General features: G+C 34.6%; 11 protein-coding genes. 8 read left to right on the plus strand and 3 right to left on the minus strand.

Going from position 1 to position 19,846, the window contains the following annotated elements; translation table 11 throughout:
- Positions 1-9: 9 nt before the first annotated feature.
- Positions 10-4,479: a translocation/assembly module TamB domain-containing protein gene (locus PXC01_RS14995; RefSeq protein ID WP_476703489.1), complete on the minus strand. Its 4,470-nt coding sequence runs from the start codon at positions 4,477-4,479 to the stop codon at positions 10-12.
- Positions 4,480-4,523: 44 nt separating this feature from the next.
- Between PXC01_RS14995 and tsaD the strand changes: the two genes are divergently transcribed.
- Both tsaD and PXC01_RS15005 read left to right on the plus strand, forming a co-directional pair.
- Complete coding sequence (gene tsaD / locus PXC01_RS15000) at positions 4,524-5,552, plus strand: tRNA (adenosine(37)-N6)-threonylcarbamoyltransferase complex transferase subunit TsaD (RefSeq protein ID WP_276473104.1); 1,029 nt, start codon at positions 4,524-4,526, stop codon at positions 5,550-5,552.
- Between the two features lie 15 nt (positions 5,553-5,567).
- Positions 5,568-6,275: a 16S rRNA (uracil(1498)-N(3))-methyltransferase gene (locus tag PXC01_RS15005; RefSeq protein ID WP_276473105.1), complete on the plus strand. Its 708-nt coding sequence runs from the start codon at positions 5,568-5,570 to the stop codon at positions 6,273-6,275.
- A gap of 2 nt (positions 6,276-6,277) precedes the next feature.
- Here the strand turns inward: PXC01_RS15005 and PXC01_RS15010 are convergent, their stop codons facing one another.
- Complete coding sequence (locus tag PXC01_RS15010; protein ID WP_276473106.1) at positions 6,278-7,069, minus strand: DUF1223 domain-containing protein; 792 nt, start codon at positions 7,067-7,069, stop codon at positions 6,278-6,280.
- Positions 7,070-7,103: 34 nt separating this feature from the next.
- Between PXC01_RS15010 and PXC01_RS15015 the strand changes: the two genes are divergently transcribed.
- The 6 genes from PXC01_RS15015 to PXC01_RS15040 all read left to right on the plus strand — a co-directional run bounded on the left by PXC01_RS15015 (position 7,104) and on the right by PXC01_RS15040 (position 18,983).
- A complete protein-coding gene (locus tag PXC01_RS15015; RefSeq protein ID WP_276473107.1) occupies positions 7,104-7,754 on the plus strand; it encodes a DUF4159 domain-containing protein in 651 nt (216 codons plus the stop codon).
- A gap of 3 nt (positions 7,755-7,757) precedes the next feature.
- Positions 7,758-8,858: an AI-2E family transporter gene (locus PXC01_RS15020; RefSeq protein ID WP_276473108.1), complete on the plus strand. Its 1,101-nt coding sequence runs from the start codon at positions 7,758-7,760 to the stop codon at positions 8,856-8,858.
- A 6-nt stretch (positions 8,859-8,864) separates the two neighbouring features.
- Positions 8,865-10,043 (plus strand): THUMP-like domain-containing protein, encoded by a 1,179-nt coding sequence (locus tag PXC01_RS15025; protein ID WP_276473109.1) that lies wholly within the window; start codon positions 8,865-8,867, stop codon positions 10,041-10,043.
- A 399-nt stretch (positions 10,044-10,442) separates the two neighbouring features.
- A complete protein-coding gene (locus PXC01_RS15030) occupies positions 10,443-13,613 on the plus strand; it encodes a SusC/RagA family TonB-linked outer membrane protein (protein ID WP_276473110.1) in 3,171 nt (1,056 codons plus the stop codon).
- Between the two features lie 4 nt (positions 13,614-13,617).
- Positions 13,618-15,309: a RagB/SusD family nutrient uptake outer membrane protein gene (locus tag PXC01_RS15035; RefSeq protein WP_276473111.1), complete on the plus strand. Its 1,692-nt coding sequence runs from the start codon at positions 13,618-13,620 to the stop codon at positions 15,307-15,309.
- A 341-nt stretch (positions 15,310-15,650) separates the two neighbouring features.
- Entirely contained in the window at positions 15,651-18,983 is a 3,333-nt protein-coding gene (locus PXC01_RS15040; RefSeq protein ID WP_276473112.1) for a VCBS repeat-containing protein, read from the plus strand.
- Between the two features lie 13 nt (positions 18,984-18,996).
- Here the strand turns inward: PXC01_RS15040 and PXC01_RS15045 are convergent, their stop codons facing one another.
- A complete protein-coding gene (locus PXC01_RS15045) occupies positions 18,997-19,710 on the minus strand; it encodes a carboxylesterase family protein (protein ID WP_276473113.1) in 714 nt (237 codons plus the stop codon).
- Positions 19,711-19,846: the final 136 nt, after the last annotated feature.

Consider the following 19,846-nt stretch of genomic DNA (forward strand, 5'->3'; position numbering starts at 1 on the left):
ATTCGATTATCATTTCAATGATTTGGGCTTATCGTAAAAACGAATAAGACTATCGTTGCCCATTACGGAAGATGGTGTTTCAATTATCTTTACAGGTTCTTCCTCCACTTTTGGCTTAGTAGCTAAAATTTTCTGAAAAAGTTCCCTAAAATTATTAAAATCTACCTCATAAGAAATACCGGCACCCTGTGTAGAACCTTGTTGATCGGATAAGTAGGCCTGTATTTCACTTTGTCTACTAAAAAAATTGGCGCTTAGGGTACCCTCTTCGTTCAGCAATACCTGAATTTCAAAATCGCCGGCAACCAAAGTTTCACTAGATGCACCAACCGGCACCCCTACTTTACCGTTAAACAATATTCTATCTGATATCTGCGTAGATACCGTTACCCCTATTCTATCATCTGTTTCTATATCTGCCGATCGATCCAATATACCTTGTTCATAAGATAGACCAAGATTAAACTTATCATTACCCCCACTTAATATGGAATTTAAAATACTTGATGCGCTTTGGACCAAATTACCTGTTATTGCCTGTTGGTTAATACCACTTTGGGAGTTTACAAAAGTTCCCTGTGCCAAAAGAAATATTGCATTTTTTTCTTCTACCGTGGGATCTTGAAGACGATATTCAAGTTCTGATTTTACTATAGAATTTGTACCTGGAAAATCAATACCAAAATCAATATCCGGTTTTTGTAGTTGCCCCGTAAGGCTTATAATTACATCAGTAGGGATCCTTCTTGTAAATCCGGCATCATCAAGCAAAGGGGCCGGGTTTGCATTTAACGAATACACCGCTTCCATATCCAAAATTGCCTCTAAAGGTTTTTGATCCCAGTTAATAGTACCACCAGGCTCTACTGTAAATTTCTTATCTATGATACCACCAAACTTATAATTGAATTCACCCGTTACAACTACATAATCACCATACATCTCAAATTTACCATTAGTGTTGATCTGTATTAAAATAATACCTACACCAGTACCTTTTAAGGAACTACCTGTTTTGGTATCGGTTACAATTTCAACTTCGGCATCGGGCGTTACATCAAGGTTAAATTCTAGTTCAAGACCCTGATAGTCTTTTAGTTGCCGCTGGTTTTCAATTCTTAACTTATCTTTCTTTTCCAAAAAATTTATGAAAGAATAATCTCCTACACTTACCACGTCACTTAAAGGTATTTTAAGTGATGTGCCCTTTGCCGTAGATCCATCGACCGTAATGTTCAACGCCGTAGTTGGACCATAAATACGCCCCGTTCCATTCAAATAACCAGTACCATAATACAATTCTCCCTCTTTAAACTCCGTATTAAGTATTAAGAATTTATCATTTTTGGTATCTACATTAAGATCTAAGACCCAATCCTTAAAAAAACTATGGGTAATAGTACCGTCTAAATTTGCGCGAGTGCCTTTAGCTACGTCCTGCAACGCTATATTTTCAAAATCAAATGTTTGATTTTCCAGCACTACCCTTGAACGTGGAGCAAAACCATAATCAACATTTAAATAAGGCACGGCAATACCGGCATTATCCAAAGTCAATAAACCATTAAAATTAGGGTTATCTACATTACCATTTATTTTTACCCTACCGTCAATATTACCCCTAATATTATCAATAACACCTTCTCCTAAGGGGCTAAAGGGCTCTAACCCAAAATCATTAAAATTAGCGATTAAGTTTGCTTTTGGTATTTCTCCCTTATTTTCAATACTACCTACGACACTAAATTTTTCTACGCTATTATCCGATAGCTGAGAATTTACCTGAAACTCCGTTAAGTCTTTATTTCCGATAATATTAATTGCCAGATCACCTAGCGGAATATTATTAATACCAAATTGATCAATATTTAAACTAGATGAAGGTAAATAGATTCCGTCCTTTTGTAAAACATTCAACGTACCATTGACTTCACCTTGTAATTTTAAGCTATCTATAACAGGCGTGATCTTATCCAAGGATACAATTTTAAATTGCAGCTGTAAATCTTTATAAGTAGAATCTGCCAATTGTCCCTTTAAACGAATCTGCTCTTTTTCTTCATTGTTCATTACAATTTCCTGAATCATAATGCTATCCAGTGACCTATTTAATATGACTTTGTTCTTGGTATCCCCATCTTTGTTCAATACCCATTTGTTGCCTTTAAAATTGACATCTGAAGTTTTAAGACCTATTACAGATTTATTATCCTTATTAAACGTATGATAAAAGTTTAGATTATAGGAATCATTAAACTCACTACCCCCCTTAAACTCTGACCTAAAGAACAAAGTATCCTTTAAGGTGGTATTGATCAGGTTAAAATCTTTAAAATTGTAATAAGGCGTATCTAATTCACCGACCGAGACAAATGTATTGAACAGTGGATTCTTATTATCTATCCTTACCTCAATACTATCTGCAGCCGTACCAAAGGCCTCTATACTTGGTGATGCAAAATTGAGCTTAAAATCACCTTCATCCGCAACTATATTTCCCTTTATAAAAGTGTTGGGATCAAAACGAACTTCAGGAAAGAATACGTCAACAATTTTGTTATATATTTTAAAATTAAAAGAAAGATTCTGGCCGTTGGATATTTGAAAAGGCCTATAATTAGTATAAATACTTCCCAAAGAATTCTGCACAAGTCTACCCAATTCCCGCACCTTAAAATTCCCTTTCATAAACCCTGTAATTATATCAGGAGAATTTATATTTATGGTGCGCTCGCGATCTTCGCCAAAGTTTGATGTTACCGCGAAATCTTCAAAATAATAGGTATCGTTGACATTTTGATAACTTGTTTGGGTAAAATTTATATCACCAACAATATTATCTAAGGTAGTACCCGTAATATCCATACTTACATTACCCTTGAACACCGAAACACTATCATTGATAAAGTTTAACTTTTTTAAATCCGCATAGTCCACAGAAGCTATAAAATTGAAATTGTTCCGGGTTTCGGCAACGTTGGCAAGTCCTTTAAAATCAAATTTAAAATTTTCATCATTACTAATCAACGAACCATCGAACAGCTGATCTTTTATAATACCTGATACTCGCAAATCCTGATAGTTATAATTATTGAATTCAATGGAGTAGATTTGCCCTATGACCTCTGTATTCAATTTTTCCTTTACAAATCCCTTTCCCTCAACATTAAAATCCAGGGTTGTTTTTCCTAAGTTTTTATTTTCGGCAAAATCCCCTAGGTCAAAATCTATTAAAGATATAAACCCTTTATAAGTAGCGTTATCAATATTATTAAAATCACTTAGAACAATATCCGCATAACTACTGCCAACAGCAGTATTGAGATTTACTTTTGCATCAACGGACGAATTGGTAACAAAGGCATTACCACGAATTGTAAATTGCCCCAATTTGCTAAAAGTAGACGGCAATGATTTGCCTATTAAATTGGGCAATAAGGCATTTAACTGGTAGTAACTGCTAGTTACATTTTTCATGTCAGCACTTAGGCTAAACGGTTTTTGCTTATTGAAAAGGTTTTTGAAATTGAAATTACCACGTATACCTGTATCGTCAGAAAACAAAAAAAGATTATCCGTATTTAAATCATTTAAAACTCCGTTAACGTTGGCATTAAAGGTTACTTCTTTACCCTTACCAAATTCATTATAGAGTAAATTAATTTCATCAAAACCCACCTTGGATTCCTTAAACTCTGCAACAACATTTACCTTATTTAAAAAATCGGCAAAATCTTCTCGGTTGTAATTAAAAACCAAGTTGCCATCCAGAGCGGAAAGTGGCGTTTTTATCTTCAAAGAATCAAAGCGCATTTGTTGCTTTGTATACTTAAAGTTCGTTGCCAACTTATTTACCTTTAACCCTCGTTTACTAAAAAAGGACATCTCTTGAATATCTGCAGATACCTCAGGGCCAAGAATTAAAAAATTGCCGGCATTGATATTAAGACTGTCAAAATTTAAAACAGTGGCGTTATTTAGATTTTCATCGATATATTTAAACCTGCTTTTCTCAATATCTACATATGAAGAAGACAACCTAAAAGGCGGCGTACCGGGCGCTCTGGGTTTACCGTCATCTAGTTTATCAACAAAAACCTCAAGATTCGTATTCTTTTCGCCAAAATATGTTTTTAGCTTAAAATTTAATTCATCTACCTCAATATCCCCAAATTCCAAATTTCCCTGAACCAAATTACCTATACTCAAAATAGAGGTCTTAAGCTCATTGACATAAAACAAAGTATCTTGCTTATAATCTTCTATAAAAACACCCTCTAGTCCCGTATTCCAAGAAATTAAGGAAACCTTTAGACGTTCTATATTGATATGTGTACCATACTGATCGTTAATTTTTTTCGTAGCAAACTGTGCCAACAAGGTCTGTACCACTGGCAGGGAAAAAATGATGGTACCCAAAACACATATCAGCAAAAGCACCAATAATGTTCTAACCAATATTTTTCTCAGTTTTTTGATAGGTCTTTATGTTTTACCTTTGTTATTCAAATTTTATTCCAATTATGCCTGAACCCGATCCAATTTATATACTTGCTATAGAATCTTCTTGTGACGACACTTCTGCGGCAGTTTTAAAGAACGATAAGGTGCTCAGTAATGTTGTGGCCACCCAGGCTATTCACGAAGAATATGGAGGGGTTGTACCAGAACTTGCCTCTAGAGCACATCAACAAAATATTGTCCCAGTCGTTCATCAAGCCATAGCCAAAGCAAATATCGATAAAAAACAATTATCAGCCATAGCATTTACACGCGGACCAGGACTTATGGGTTCATTACTTGTTGGCACCTCATTCGCAAAATCTTTATCCTTAGGTTTAGACATACCGCTAATTGAAGTTAACCACATGAAAGCCCATATTTTAGCTCATTTTATAGATGACGAAAGTATGACTGCACCGTCTTTTCCTTTTTTGGCATTGACCATAAGTGGAGGGCACACACAAGTTGTTCAGGTGAATGATTTCTTTGATATGAAAATTATTGGACAAACTTTGGATGATGCCGTTGGCGAAGCATTTGACAAGAGCGCTAAAATTTTAGGACTGCCCTACCCCGGCGGCCCATTAATTGATAAGCACGCGGTTAAGGGCGATCCTCACAAATTTGAATTTACCATACCCAATGTTAAAGATTTAGATTTTAGCTTTAGCGGCTTAAAGACCAATATCCTATATTTTATTCAAAAACAAACAAAAGAAAATCCTGATTTTGTCAAGAACAATTTGGAAGATATTTGTGCATCAATCCAATATACGATCATAACTATATTGATGAAAAAACTTAAAAAAGCAGTAAAACAAACTGGCATTAAAGAGGTTGCTATTGGTGGCGGGGTTTCTGCTAACTCCGGTATTAGAAGTGCACTAGTTGAAGCACAAACAAAATTTGGATGGAAAACCTATATTCCAAAATTTGAATACTGTACGGACAACGCTGCCATGATCGGTATTGTAGGCTATTATAAATTTAAGAACGAGAAATTTTCCAAGCAAGATATTACGGCTAAGGCGAGGTACGTTATATCCTAGTTAAAAACGACCCAAATGCAATTATTTTACAACCCAAACATCACGGCCATTGATACAACTTTCATTTTCGACAGCAATGAAAGCAAACATATCATTAAAGTGTTGAGAAAAAGAAATGGCGATCAATTATGGATCACCAATGGTAATGGTTATTTATTTGAAGCAAAAATAATTGGAGATAATTTAAAAAAGTGTGAAGTAGAGCTTGTATCATCTAAGAAAACCCACCCAAAATCTCATTGGCTACATATAGCTGTAGCACCTACAAAAATGAACGATCGGTTTGAGTGGTTTTTAGAAAAAGCCACGGAAATCGGTATTGACGAAATTACGCCTATCATTTGCGAAAGATCAGAACGCAAAGTCATAAAGTTAGAACGAATGCAGCGAGTAATAGAATCTGCCATGAAACAATCGTTGCAAACGTATTTACCTAAATTAAACGAACCCATTAGCTTTTCGGAATTTTTAGAAAAACCAATGACAGAACTGCAATTTATAGCCCATTGTGAAGATACGGAGCGCCACGAGCTTAAAAGAAGGGTGGCCGCAGATAAAGATCTTACAATTTTAATTGGGCCAGAAGGTGACTTCTCTCCCGAAGAAATTAAAAATGCCATGCAGAAAGGCTATGCCCCTGTTGCCATGGGCAAAACAAGATTAAGGACAGAAACGGCCGCAATTGTAGCCTGTTCTATTGTTGCAACAATAAACAACGGGTAACTTTAGAAATCCTTTTTTACGGCGCTTAGAATATCGCCTCTTATATTTTCCACTATTAACATTAGAACAAGTTCTTCTCCTTCTTTAACCATTGAAGGAACAGCCAATGAACCAAAAGGATTATCATCATTAATATCAATAGTCTTTTCGGTAATAACAATATTTGTGTTCACTAAAGTTTTTTGCCTGTTCTCTCCCCTATTCACCTGTGTGTTTCTTTCTTTTAATAACAGAACAGCTCTCACGGTTTTAGCCCATGTATTACCAATAATATTATAATCAAAATATATTTTATCCTCTTGTCGCTTAAAATTTTTAATTAGAATTTGGCTCTCCGATGTTGTAGCAGAATACTTTTTAATGGCATTAACAACTTTAGCTTTATGAGAACCTACCAAATGTTCTTTTCCATTGACCACTAATTCAGGTGTATAGTTTCCGTTATAACCAAACTTTTTATTGTAACTGCTTTGCCGTTCCGTAAACTCTTTTTTACTAAATGGATCTTCCCAACCTATGTAGTTCCAATAATCAACATGGTAACTAAGCACGAATACATTATCAGAATAAGTCATTTTAACTTCTTGCAACAATTCATCAGCAGGCGGACAACTGGAACAACCCTGAGAGGTAAAAAGCTCAAGCACTACAATACCTTTACTTAATTTTTCCGGTTGTTCAGAAAACAATGCAGCATCAACTTTATTATCTTTACTCGATTGAGCCCAAATAATGGTTGACAACAATAAACCAACTATTAAAAATATAGAAACACAAATCTTTTTATCAATCATAATAATGTGATTATATTTTATTATTCGAAATAAAATGAAAAACCTTACTATCTATCTTATACTTACGGTTACGTTTACTTGCCTTAACTTAAGATCACAAGAAATAGCAATTTTAAAATATCAAGGTGGTGGTGATTGGTATGCCAACCCAACGGCACTACCAAATTTGATAAAATTTTGTAACGATAATATTGGCACCACCTTAATCAATAAACCAAAAACGGTAGAAGTTGGCAGCAGCTCCATTTTTCAATATCCATTTTTGCATATGACAGGGCATGGTAATGTTGTGTTTTCTGATCAGGAACTAGAAAACTTAAGAAATTACCTTCTATCCGGTGGATTTTTACATATCGATGATAATTACGGAATGAAACCGTATGTTACAAGAGAAATAAAAAGGCTTTTCCCAGATATGGAATTAGAGGAGCTAGGTGCTGATCATCAAATATTCAAAAACACATATTCCTTCCCAAAAGGACTACCAAAAATTCATGAACATGATGGTCAAAGACCACAGGCATTCGCCATTTCAAAAAACAATAGAGTCATTTTATTATTTACGTCAGAATCTGATTTAGGTGATGGCTGGGAAGACCCTACAGTACATAACGATCCGGCAGAAGTAAGAAAAAAAGCGTTACAAATGGGAGCGAATATTATAACTTATGCCTTTAAAAATTGATCAATGACTTCAAAAACTATTTCGCAAGGCATACTAAGAGCTATAGGTGTATTAGTGGGTATAGCCCTTTTACTATATTTTTTATATACAATACAATCTGTAATAGCATATTTGGCAATTGCCGCTGTAACGGCACTAATAGGCAGCCCATTGGTACGTTTTTTTAGATTGCGCCTAAAACTGCCAAATATACTTGCAGTTATTATTACCATGCTTTTAATGGTAGGTGTATTGGTAGGTATAGTCGCTTTGTTTATTCCATTATTAACAGAACAAGGTAAAAACCTTTCGTTACTTGATATTGATGAACTACAAACCAGCTTAAACACATTATACCATCAAATCACGAATTACCTTGGACTTTCATCGCATATAGTAGAAGATGTAATTGATGATTCTGGATTAGAACAAAATATATTACAAGGTTTGGATATAGGCTTTATTCCAAATTTTTTAAATTCTTTTTTAAATATATTGAGTACGGCAAGTATTGGTTTATTTTCAGTTCTTTTCATTTCTTTTTTCTTTTTAAAGGACAGCAAATTATTTGAACACGGGTTATTAATATTTGTTCCTATTGATAAAAAGAAGGGAACTACCAATTCCATTAGCAAGATAAACGGATTGTTGTCAAGATACTTTGTTGGCCTACTACTTCAAATTTTTATTCTATTTGTTATCTATACCATAGTGCTATTAATAGTTGGTATTGAGAATGCGGTAGTAATTGCATTTCTTTGCGCACTTTTTAACATTATACCTTATATAGGACCAATAATAGGTGGTGTTATAATGCTGACATTGACCATGACCAGCAATCTAGGATCAGATTTTAGTGAAGTAATTTTACCAAAAACGGGCTATGTATTCATAGGGCTACTGATAGGGCAATTGGTAGATAATTTTTTCTCTCAGCCGTTTATTTTTTCAAATAGCGTAAAGTCTCATCCTCTAGAAATTTTCTTGGTAATCATCATTGCCGGTCTGTTATTTGGTACCGTAGGAATGATTGTAGCCGTACCCGGCTATACGGCACTTAAAGTAATTTTAAAAGAATTCCTGTCCGATAACCAAATCGTAAAATCATTGACCCATAATCTTTAAATATTCGTGAATATAGATATTTTAAACAATGAAGTACAGAAGTTTATTGGTGATAATCTTAAGACCGATGTTCATAAAATTATTTTATCAAAACCCAGGTTTATAAACGTAACCCAGAAAGAGCTAGTTGAACAAATTGAATCAAAAGTTAAAGCTAAAACAAAATTACCCACATGGTACAATACCAATAATATATATTACCCCAACAAACTAAATCTTTCACAAACATCATCAGAGATCACGGCAAATTATAAAGCCAAAATTATTGCCGGCGCATCTCTAATTGATATCACCGGTGGTTTTGGGGTAGATTCATACGCATTCTCCAAGAAAGTAGAACAAGTAACCCATATCGAAAAGAACAAAGGACTATCCCAAATTGCCAAATACAATTTTGGAAAAATGGGGGTGTTAAATATTACATGTATACCTGAAGATGGATTAGCGTTTTTAGAGAAGACCTCAGAAACTTACAATTGGTTATATGTAGACCCATCTAGAAGAGATAAAGAAAACAATAAAGTATATTATCTATCTGATTGCGAACCCAACGTAATTAGCAACATGCACCTTTTACTGACAAAATCTGCTAACCTAATTATAAAGACCGGACCACTACTGGATATTAAAAGTGGATTAAAAGAACTGTCATTTGTAAAAGAGATTCATATTATTGCGGTAAACAATGATGTAAAAGAACTTCTTTGGGTCATTCAAAAAGGCTTTAGCAACGAACCAATTGTTAAGACAATAAATTTTAAGTTAAACTATATACAGAAATTTGACTTTTATTTTAGCGATGAAGAAAATACATTCTCCCAATTTTCAGAACCGTTAAACTATCTATATGAACCAAATGCCTCTATATTGAAATCTGGTTCATTTCAGTTTGTAGGCAAATCTTTTAACCTACATAAACTTCACCCCAATTCTCATCTTTATACCTCAGAAACACTACTTGAATTTCCTGGCCGAATATTTAAAATTGAAAAAGTCTACGATTATTCTAAAAAAGTATTCAAAAAAACCGGTCTGTTTAAAGCCAATATTACTACGAGAAACTTTCCTGATTCTGTCGAAAAAATAAGAAAAAAATTAAGCATTAAAGATGGTGGAGACAACTACCTTTTTTTCACCACCAACATAGACGAGAAATTGATTATAATTTCTTGTTCTCAGATCTAATATCATAGTAAATTATCTTTAAATAGAGATTTAAAAAATAGCTAGAACACCAAAAAACAGACTCAACTATAACGTTGTAATTTTCATTTTTTTTGATTTTTTTGTCTACAATTTAAAATAAAAATGTTAAAAATTTAACGTGCTAATTTCCAAATTTTACTGTGGCTAATTTATTGATTACTCAATATTTACGCCTATTAATACAGATAATTACAATAACAATACACCATATTGCTTTTATGACCTTTTCAAATTAACACTAACGATTTATAGATATTTAAAGGAAAAGTACTATTATTATAGTGGATTTTGATTTTTTTAACATTTAACAACTGCAACTAAAAATTTTAAAAACTCGATTTCCAAGTATTTAATTTAAACTAACAAACAACAACTATTATGAATCAAAAACGTGATTACACGTTGATGAAATTCAGTAAAAGGTCATCCTTTATTAAATCTGGAGTTTTATCAATGCTCGTTTGCCTAGGTACACAAATGGTACAAGCAAATGAAAACACAAGTACTTCAAACGAAGTTGAAGTAAAAACCTTTCAAACTACTATTACGGGAACCGTTTTAGATGACACCGGCCAACCATTACCTGGGGCCAATGTTGTAGAAAAAGGTACGACCAATGGTACACAAACAGATTTTGACGGTAACTATAGCTTAAATGTATCTGATGGTGCTACATTAGTTTTTAGCTATATAGGATTTAAAAGTATGGAGATTGCCGTGAACGGTCAATCAAGTGTTAACGCAACTTTAGCTGAAGATGCTGCAGCTCTTGACGAAGTTATCGTATTAGGGTATTCTACACAAACAAGAGGTGATTTAACTGGTTCTGTAGCATCAGTAGATGTTTCTGAAGCAACCAAAGCACCAGTTGTAAATGCTGCATCTGCATTACAAGGTCGTGTAAGTGGTGTAACTGTTGTACAAAATGCAACACCAGGTAGCCCACCAAAAATTAACATTCGTGGTTTTGGTACTAGTAACAATACCAACCCTCTGTTTATTATTGATGGTCTACAAACAGATGACCCATTTGTATTGAACAGTATCAACCCGAACGACATTGATCAAATGAACGTCTTAAAAGACGGTGCAGCTGCCATATATGGTGCAAGAGCGTCTAACGGGGTAGTAATTATTACAACTAAAGGTGGTGGTTACAATATGGATAAGCCAATTGTATCTGTTGATACGTACACTGGTTTTTCCTCAATAGCCAACACACCTGACTTTTTAAATGCACAACAATTAGGTGATGTTTTGTTTCAAAGTTCCGCAAACGATGGAACTGTGTTTGATCACCCTCAATTTGGTAATGGTTCATCTGCAGTTGTCCCATCATCCTTAAATGGTTATACCAGAGTAGTATCTTATGATCCCATAGTAAGAGGTGATGCTTCTGCTGCCGTAAATCCTAATGGTACGGATTGGATAGATGCGATTACAAGAACTTCAATTATTCAAAGTGTTGCATTTTCGGTTGCTAATGGTGAAGAAAACAGCAAATATTCACTTTCTGCAAACTACCTGAACAACCCAAGTAATCTTGTAAATACCTTCTATAAAATAGGTCAAATTCGATTAAACTCAGAATTTAAACTTGGTGACAAAGTACGTGTTGGTCAGCATTTTAGCACAGCTTACTCTAATGGAAACCAAGGTGGAGCCGGAGCTAGATATGAGGAAGCTGTTCGTAGTAGCCCCTTAATACCATTGTATGACGATAATGGTAATTTTGCAGGTACCGGGGCACAAGGTACTGGTAACTCAAGAAGCCCGTTAGCGCAACTTGGCAGAGCAAGTGACAACTTTAACAAAACAATTAGAGTTTTAGGTGACATTTATTTATCTGCTGAAATAGCGAATGGACTAACCTTCAAAACCAACTTTGGTGGTACTATAAACTCCTTCAATACACGTAGTTTTCAAGCATTGGATCCAGAACATAGCGAACCTTTAGGCACAAATCAACTTACAGAACTGAACCAAGACGGTTATTCTTGGACTTTTACGAATACCTTGAATTATAAAAAAACTTTTGAAAACAGTAAAATTGATGCTTTGGTAGGTATCGAAGCTGTGGAAGATGGAGTTAAAGGTAAACAGGTAAGTAGAACCGGTTTCTTATTTGAAACACCAGATTTTTATTTACTGAACAATGGTAGTGGTACACCAAATATTGATAACGCGTATGACGCAGCTACAAGCCTTTATTCATTATTTGGATCTGCAACTTACTCTTATGCCGACAAATACTTTATTACAGGAACTTTACGTAATGATACTTCTTCACGTTTTGCCGGAGATAATAAAAGTGACACCTTCCCTTCAATTAGTGGTGCTTGGGTAGTAAGTAAAGAGGATTTTATCTCATCTGACTCAGCTTTAAGCTGGTTAAAATTAAAAGGTTCTTGGGGGCAATTGGGTAATCAATCATTGCCGGCCAGTAATCCTACAATAAATATTTCTTCACTAAATGAAAGTTTATCCAACTATGCTATTGACGGAAGCTCAATCGCCACAGGGGCATTGTTATCCGCTGTTGGAAACCCAAATTTAAAATGGGAAACCAGTGAAGCAATCAATGCAGGTATTGAACTTGGATTCTTCAATGATAAATTAAATTTAGATTTTGAATGGTTCAACATTAAAACAAAAGATTTAATTGTTCAAGACAACAGTTTGATCAGTACAACAGCAATTGATGCAGGAGCACCTTATGTAAATGCAGGTAATGTTACCAATACTGGTTTTGACATCAATCTACGTTACAAGGACGAAACTGAATCAGGATGGAAATATGGCTTTGATGTAAACTTTTCAAAATACAAAAATGAAGTAACCGATTGGATCAGTGAGTTCCAAACTGGTGATGACAGTTTCCGTGGTGGTGCAGTATCTAGAACCCAAGTTGGTCAGCCTATTTCTTCTTTCTTCGGTAGAGAAGTAATCGGTTTTACGGATGAAGGTAGATTTGAGTACAGAGATGTTAACGGTGACACCGTAATTGATGATGACGACAGAACATTTATTGGTTCTCCACACCCAGATTTCACATATGGTTTCAACTTTAATTTAGGCTACAAAGCTTTTGACCTTTCATTATTCTTACAAGGTTCTCAAGGAAATGACATTTACAATTACACTAAGATCTTTACTGATTTCCCAACATTTGTTGATGGTAATAGAAGTGTAAGAGTTTTAGATTCTTGGACACCAACGAATACAAATGCTACTTTACCAGCATTAAGTAATTCTATTCAAAACAGTGAAACACAACCAAACTCATACTTTGTTGAAGACGGTTCTTATTTACGTTTAAAAAATGTTCAGTTAGGTTATGCTTTTCCTGATAAAGTAGCAAATAAGATAGGCCTTGACTTACTACGTGTATATGTACAAGCCACGAATTTACTTACTGTTACGGGTTATGATGGCTTTGATCCAGAAATCATTTCATCGGTTACCGGTAATAACTTAACATTAGGTGTAGATAGCCAGGTTGTTCCTCAATCTAGAATTCTTACACTTGGATTTAATCTAAAATTGTAAAAAAATGAAAAAGAAATTAATTTATTTATTTTCACTATTCGCTGTTATAAGTGCATGTAGTGATGATTTTACAGAGCAGCCAGCAGTAGGTGCTCTTAGTGACGCTGCGGTACAAAATGAAGATGGTGTAGAACTCCTTTTAATTGGAGCATATTCCACACTTGATGGTATCCGAAACAACCTTGCTGGAAATGGATTTGCAGCAAGTGGAGATAACTGGTGGTTTGACGTTATTGCAGATGACGCACATAAAGGTAGTACCGATGGTGATCAAGCTGACCTTTTTGAAATGGAAATTTACAACTGGACTACGGGCAACCCTTATGTTTTAGGTAAATGGTCATCTATATTTGCTGGTATAAACAGAGCCAATGCTGTTATAGCCTTGATCGGAACGATTGAAGACGCTGATTTATCTGGAAAATTAGCAGAAGCACGTTTTCTAAGAGGTCATTTTAATTTTGAATTACAAAGAATCTATGGAAATGTACCTTACATTTCTGAAGAGAACTATGCAAATACAGAATTCAATCAACCTAATCCTGGTCCAATCTGGGATGAGATTGAAGCAGATTTACAATTTGCAATGGATAATTTACCTGCCACACAAGCGCAATCAGGAAGACCAACTTCTTGGGCCGCGCAAGCATATTTAGGTAAAGTTCACTTGCAGCAATCTGAATGGGCAGAAGCTTTTGCTCTTTTAGAAGATGTAATCAACAACGGTCCTTATAGTTTGAATCCTGAATTTGTCGCAAATTTTGAAAGTGCAGGTGAAAATAGCTCAGAAGCTGTTTTTGCAATTCAATTCACTGCTGATGATGGTCAATCGTTCAACGGTAACATTGGTGGGGTTTTAAATTTCCCAAATCCAGGTCCATTTGGCTCTTGTTGTGGTTTTTACCAACCTTCTCAAGATTTAGTAAATGCATTTCAAACTGATGAAACTACAGGTCTTCCACTTTTAGACACTTTCAACCAGTCAGATGTAGCTAATGATTACGGTATTGAGGATGAAGATGCCTTTACCCCACATACTGGTCCATTAGACCCAAGATTAGATTACACTGTAGGTAGAAGAGGCATTGATTATAATCGCTACGGCACTTTCCCAGGTCATTCTTGGATACGCGCAACTTTTTCGGATATTTCCGGACCTTATTTACCAGCTAAAAACGTTTACCAAAGTGGCGATACCGATAATCAAGGTACCGGTGCTTGGGGGCAACAGCATTCCGGCATCAACTACCACATAATTCGATTTGCGGATGTGCTTTTAATGGGTGCAGAAGCTGCGGTAGAAACTAATGATTTAGCATCAGCCCTTACATGGGTAAATATGGTTCGTAATAGAGCTAAGAATATGACCTATGTTCAAAATGAAGCAGGTGATGCAGATGCGGCTAACTATGTTATAGAACCCTATACAAGTTTTGCCGATCAAGCATTTGCAAGAAAAGCGGTTCGTCATGAGCGTCGTTTAGAACTTGGTATGGAAGGTCACCGTCTATTCGATCTATATAGATGGGGTAACGGTGTTGAAGTAATCAATGAGTATATTTCTAATGAAAGTCGTACAATTGCAAACTTTGGTACTAAGGCTAACGCGTTTGAAGCTAAAAATGAAGTTTTACCAATTCCTTTATCTGCAATAGATTTAAGTGGAGGTATACTTCAACAAAACCCTGGTTATTAATAACTAGTTATCAATTTTATAAAGCAGGGCATCTTTTAAGATGTCCTGCTATTTTTTTTATAATTCTTCTTAATTAAAAAATTAATTTCTTGGTAATAATACAAGTCCAAAATAAGATAAAAAACTATACTTCTTGGTTCTGTATATTATATTGATAACAAAAGTTAAAAAAAGTAATTTTAATCGACCTCCAATATTAATTCTAAAACACTATTTTGCTGTTACTAAACATAACATCTTAATGTTCATATTTTAATATCAAACAGCACAATTTAAAACCCTAACAACAATACCAACATCTATATTTTAAACACTAGTTATACCCTTTTAAACTTACACCCATGCGTATTATTACTGCATTATCCATAATAACTGTTGCACTTACCATAATTTCGTGTAACGAAAAAAAATCTAGCCTTTTTCATGTTATACCAAGTTCTGAATCTGGAATTGCCTTCAACAATAAAATTATAGAAACGGATAGCTTTAACATTCTTACAAGTGAATATATATTCAACGGTGGTGGTGTAGCTATTGGCGATTTCAACAATGATAAGATGCCCGATATATTTTTTAGCGGAAATCAAGTTGCGAACAAGCTGTACCTAAATCAAGGTAATTTTAAATTTAAAGATATTTCCAAAGAATCTGGAATAGAGGCGCTCAATAAATGGAATACCGGCGTTGCTCTTGCAGATATTAATAATGACGGTTTTCTTGACATTTACGTTTGTTCCGCTATGTTGGACAGCGATGATGAAAAGAAAAACATGTTGTACCTAAACCAAGGTTTAAATGAAAATGATGTACCAACGTTTATAGATAAAGCTAGTGAATATGGTCTTGAAGAATCTGGTAATAGTATGGGTGCATCTTTCTTAGATTATAACAAAGACGGTCTTTTAGATTTATATGTTTTAAACAATGTAGATGTACATATATTACCGTCTAATTTTAGAAAAAAAATAACAGATGGTTCTGCACTAAGTAATGACAAATTATATAAAAATAATGGCGATGGTACTTTTACCAATGTAACTATAGAGGCCGGTATAACAATTGAAGGTTACGGTTTAGGGCTTTCTATTGCAGATTTAAATTATGACGGCTGGCCAGACATTTATGTAAGTAATGATTACCTCTCAAATGATATTCTATACATTAACAATCAAGACGGTACATTTTCTAATAAAATAAAAGAGAATATTAAACACCAGAGTAAGTTTTCTATGGGGAATGATATTTCCGATTTCAACAACGATGGTTACCTGGACATCATCACTCTAGATATGCTTGGTGAAACAAATGAAAGGTTAAAAACTACATTAGCAGGAAATAAATACACAGAATATATTCTAAACGATCGTTTTGGTTATGAATACCAACATACCAGAAACATGTTACAAAAAGGTAATGGAAACAACGTACCGTTTAGTGAAATTGGGTTAATGGCTGGCGTATCTAAAACAGATTGGAGCTGGTCTCCCCTATTTGCAGATATGGATAACGATGGTTATGAAGATTTACTGATTACAAATGGTTTTCCACGAGATATTACAGATTTAGATTTTGGTGACTTTAAATTTAACGTTAGTAGGTATTTAAGTCCCGCTCAAATTTTAGATTCCATTCCAAAAATAAAAATTCCTAATTACGCATATAAAAACAATACCAACAATCAATTCACAGATGTTAGCGAAGATTGGGGAATTGGAATACCATCATTCTCCAACGGTGCAGCATTTGCAGATTTAGATAATGACGGCGACTTGGACTATATCATAAATAATATAAACGATGAAGCTCTAATATTTGAAAACAAAACCGATTTAAAAGATGGTCTACATAATTATTTAAGCATAGAGCTCCAAGATTCTTCTTCAAAGTCCCAAAAAACAGGAACAAAAATTGTTTTAAGATTTAGCGACGGTACATTTCAATATAAAGACTATCATACCTACAGAGGGTATATGTCTACTGTTGAAGATATAGCTCATTTTGGTTTAGGAGACAAAAAACTAATAGAATCTATTGAAGTTCTTTGGGCAGATAATCAATTTCAGAGATTAGAGTACATAGAAGGCAACCAGAGATTGATCATAAAATATGACGAAGCAACTGCGATATCTTCACAAGACTTAAAATTTCCGCTCGTTGCCAAAAAAATGGAACCAATTTTGAAAGAGGTTTCAAGTAAAATAGGAATTTCATATTTACATAAAGAAAAAGACTTTATTGATTATAATATTCAACGCACAATACCACATAAATTAACCCAAAACGGTCCGGCAATAGCTGTTGGTGATATTAATGGCGATGGTAACGAGGATTTCGTTATCGGCAGTTCTTCGGGGGCTTCTCCACAATTGTTTTTTCAGGATACCGATGGCAAGTTCACTCAAACAGCATTATTTAATGACGATGAAAACAAAACTTTTGAAGAGGAAAGTATTGTTCTGTTCGATCTAGAAAACGATGGTGATTTAGATTTATACTTAGTTTCTGGCAGTAATGAATTTAATTCAGGCAGTACCTACTATAATCATCGTCTATTGGTCAATGACGGTCAAGGTAATTTTAAAATAACCACGGATAAAATGCCTTTGATCAATGCAAGCGGCTCAATAGTGACGGCTACAGATTTTGATAAAGATGGCTTTATGGATTTATTTGTTGGTGGTAGAACCCCTTACTCAAAATACCCAAATGCAGAAAACAGTTTCTTATTGAAAAACGACAATGGCATATTAACAGATGTTACAGAAAGTTTTGTTCCTGACTTAAGAAACATAGGTATGGTTACAGATGCTGTTTGGGCGGATATTGATTTAGATGGGAATGAGGATTTAATTGTAGTTGGCGAATTTATGCCTATTTCCATTTTTAAAAATAATAGCACCAGTTTCCAAAAATTAGATAAAACCGGAGTTGAAGAACTTTCAGGTTGGTGGGAAACTATCTCTAAAACCGACATAGACAATGATGGCGATATTGACTTTGTTGTAGGTAATCTAGGTATGAATAATTTTTATCAACCTTCTGCAAAAAGACCAGTTACCGTAATAGCGAAAGATTTTGATAATAATGGTACTATAGACCCAGTTATGTTCGCTCATTTTAAAGAAAGTTTTAATAACCCCATCTATAAGGCGTTCCCCATTAATTTCTGGGGAGACTTAAATGGTCAAAGCCCAATATTCAGGGCAAAATTCAATACTTTCAAAGGGTATTCCAAAGCAACCATATCAACTTTATTAACTGAAAAAGAATTAGAAGGTTCTATCAAATTAATTGGCAATTATGATAAGAGTATAGTTCTTAAAAATAACGGAGACGGTACATTTGAATATAGCCCTCTACCCATAGAAGCTCAAACAGCTCCTATAAACGGCATACAAATTTTAGATTTTAACAATGACGATCACCAAGATTTATTGTTGGTGGGCAACAATTTTGGAAATGAAGTCTTTATTGGTAGAAACGATGCCTTTAATGGTCTTTTATTACAAAATGACCAAAACGGCAAATTCAAAACAATCGATACAGCTGAAAGTGGATTTTTAGTACCCGGTGATTCAAAAAGCATCACAAAGGTAAACAGCAATATTAAAGAAAAGCCTTATTATGTTGTTACCCAAAATAGAGATTCTTTACGGGTTTTTCAGAAGAATTAAAGAATACGGGAGTCTACCGCAGCTCCTGATTTATAAACCAATCATATAAGGCTTCGGTTTCATAAGCTTTTATCCAAGCGCTATGCCCAACGTTAGGGTATCTCGTGAATATAACCTCATAGCCCATTTCCTTTAATTTGGCCACCATAGTCTCAGATTCCGAAAAGGGAATGGATTTATCTTTTTCACCATGAAATACCCAAATTGGCATATTCTTATTTATCCATGAAGCGTAAGGCAAAGGTGCCATGCCACAAACTACGGCCATGGCGGCAAAAGTATTTGGATATTGTACTGCCATTTCCCAAGCAGCACCTCCTCCTCTACTAAGTCCGGTCAAATATATTCTACGTTTATCTATTCGATTAGTATCCACAATAGAATCCAGCAGTTGTTTAACCGCCCTGGTATTCCACCATTTTTTAGCATTCGGATTTTGCGGAGCCAATATTAAAAAAGGGAACTTTTTACCTTGAACAATTAATTTTGGCGGACCGTTTCTCTTTACCGTAACAAGGCTGTCGCCAGACTCACCACCTCCATGTAAAAACAATAAAATAGGAAATTCCTTATCTGGCTCTTCTTCATAATCTTCTGGGTAATATAAATAGTAGGCAAGATTCTCTTTTACGTTAGTTTCCATTTCCGAATCGATCAGAATAGGCTTTGCCTGAGATGCACAGCTTTGAAAAATAACCAATAAAATAATATATGCAATTGCCCTCATCTGTGAAATCTTAATTTACTATCAAATGTACCCTAAAAACAAGTGCCTTAAAAGTAATTGTAGTTTTAGGTTAATTTGCGTTCAGAAAGTTAGACCGTAAAGATTTTAAAAACTTAATCGTTAAATGATAAAACAA

The sequence above is a fragment of the Maribacter huludaoensis genome, from assembly GCF_029350945.1.
In the GTDB taxonomy this organism is placed as follows: Bacteria; Bacteroidota; Bacteroidia; order Flavobacteriales; family Flavobacteriaceae; genus Maribacter; species Maribacter huludaoensis.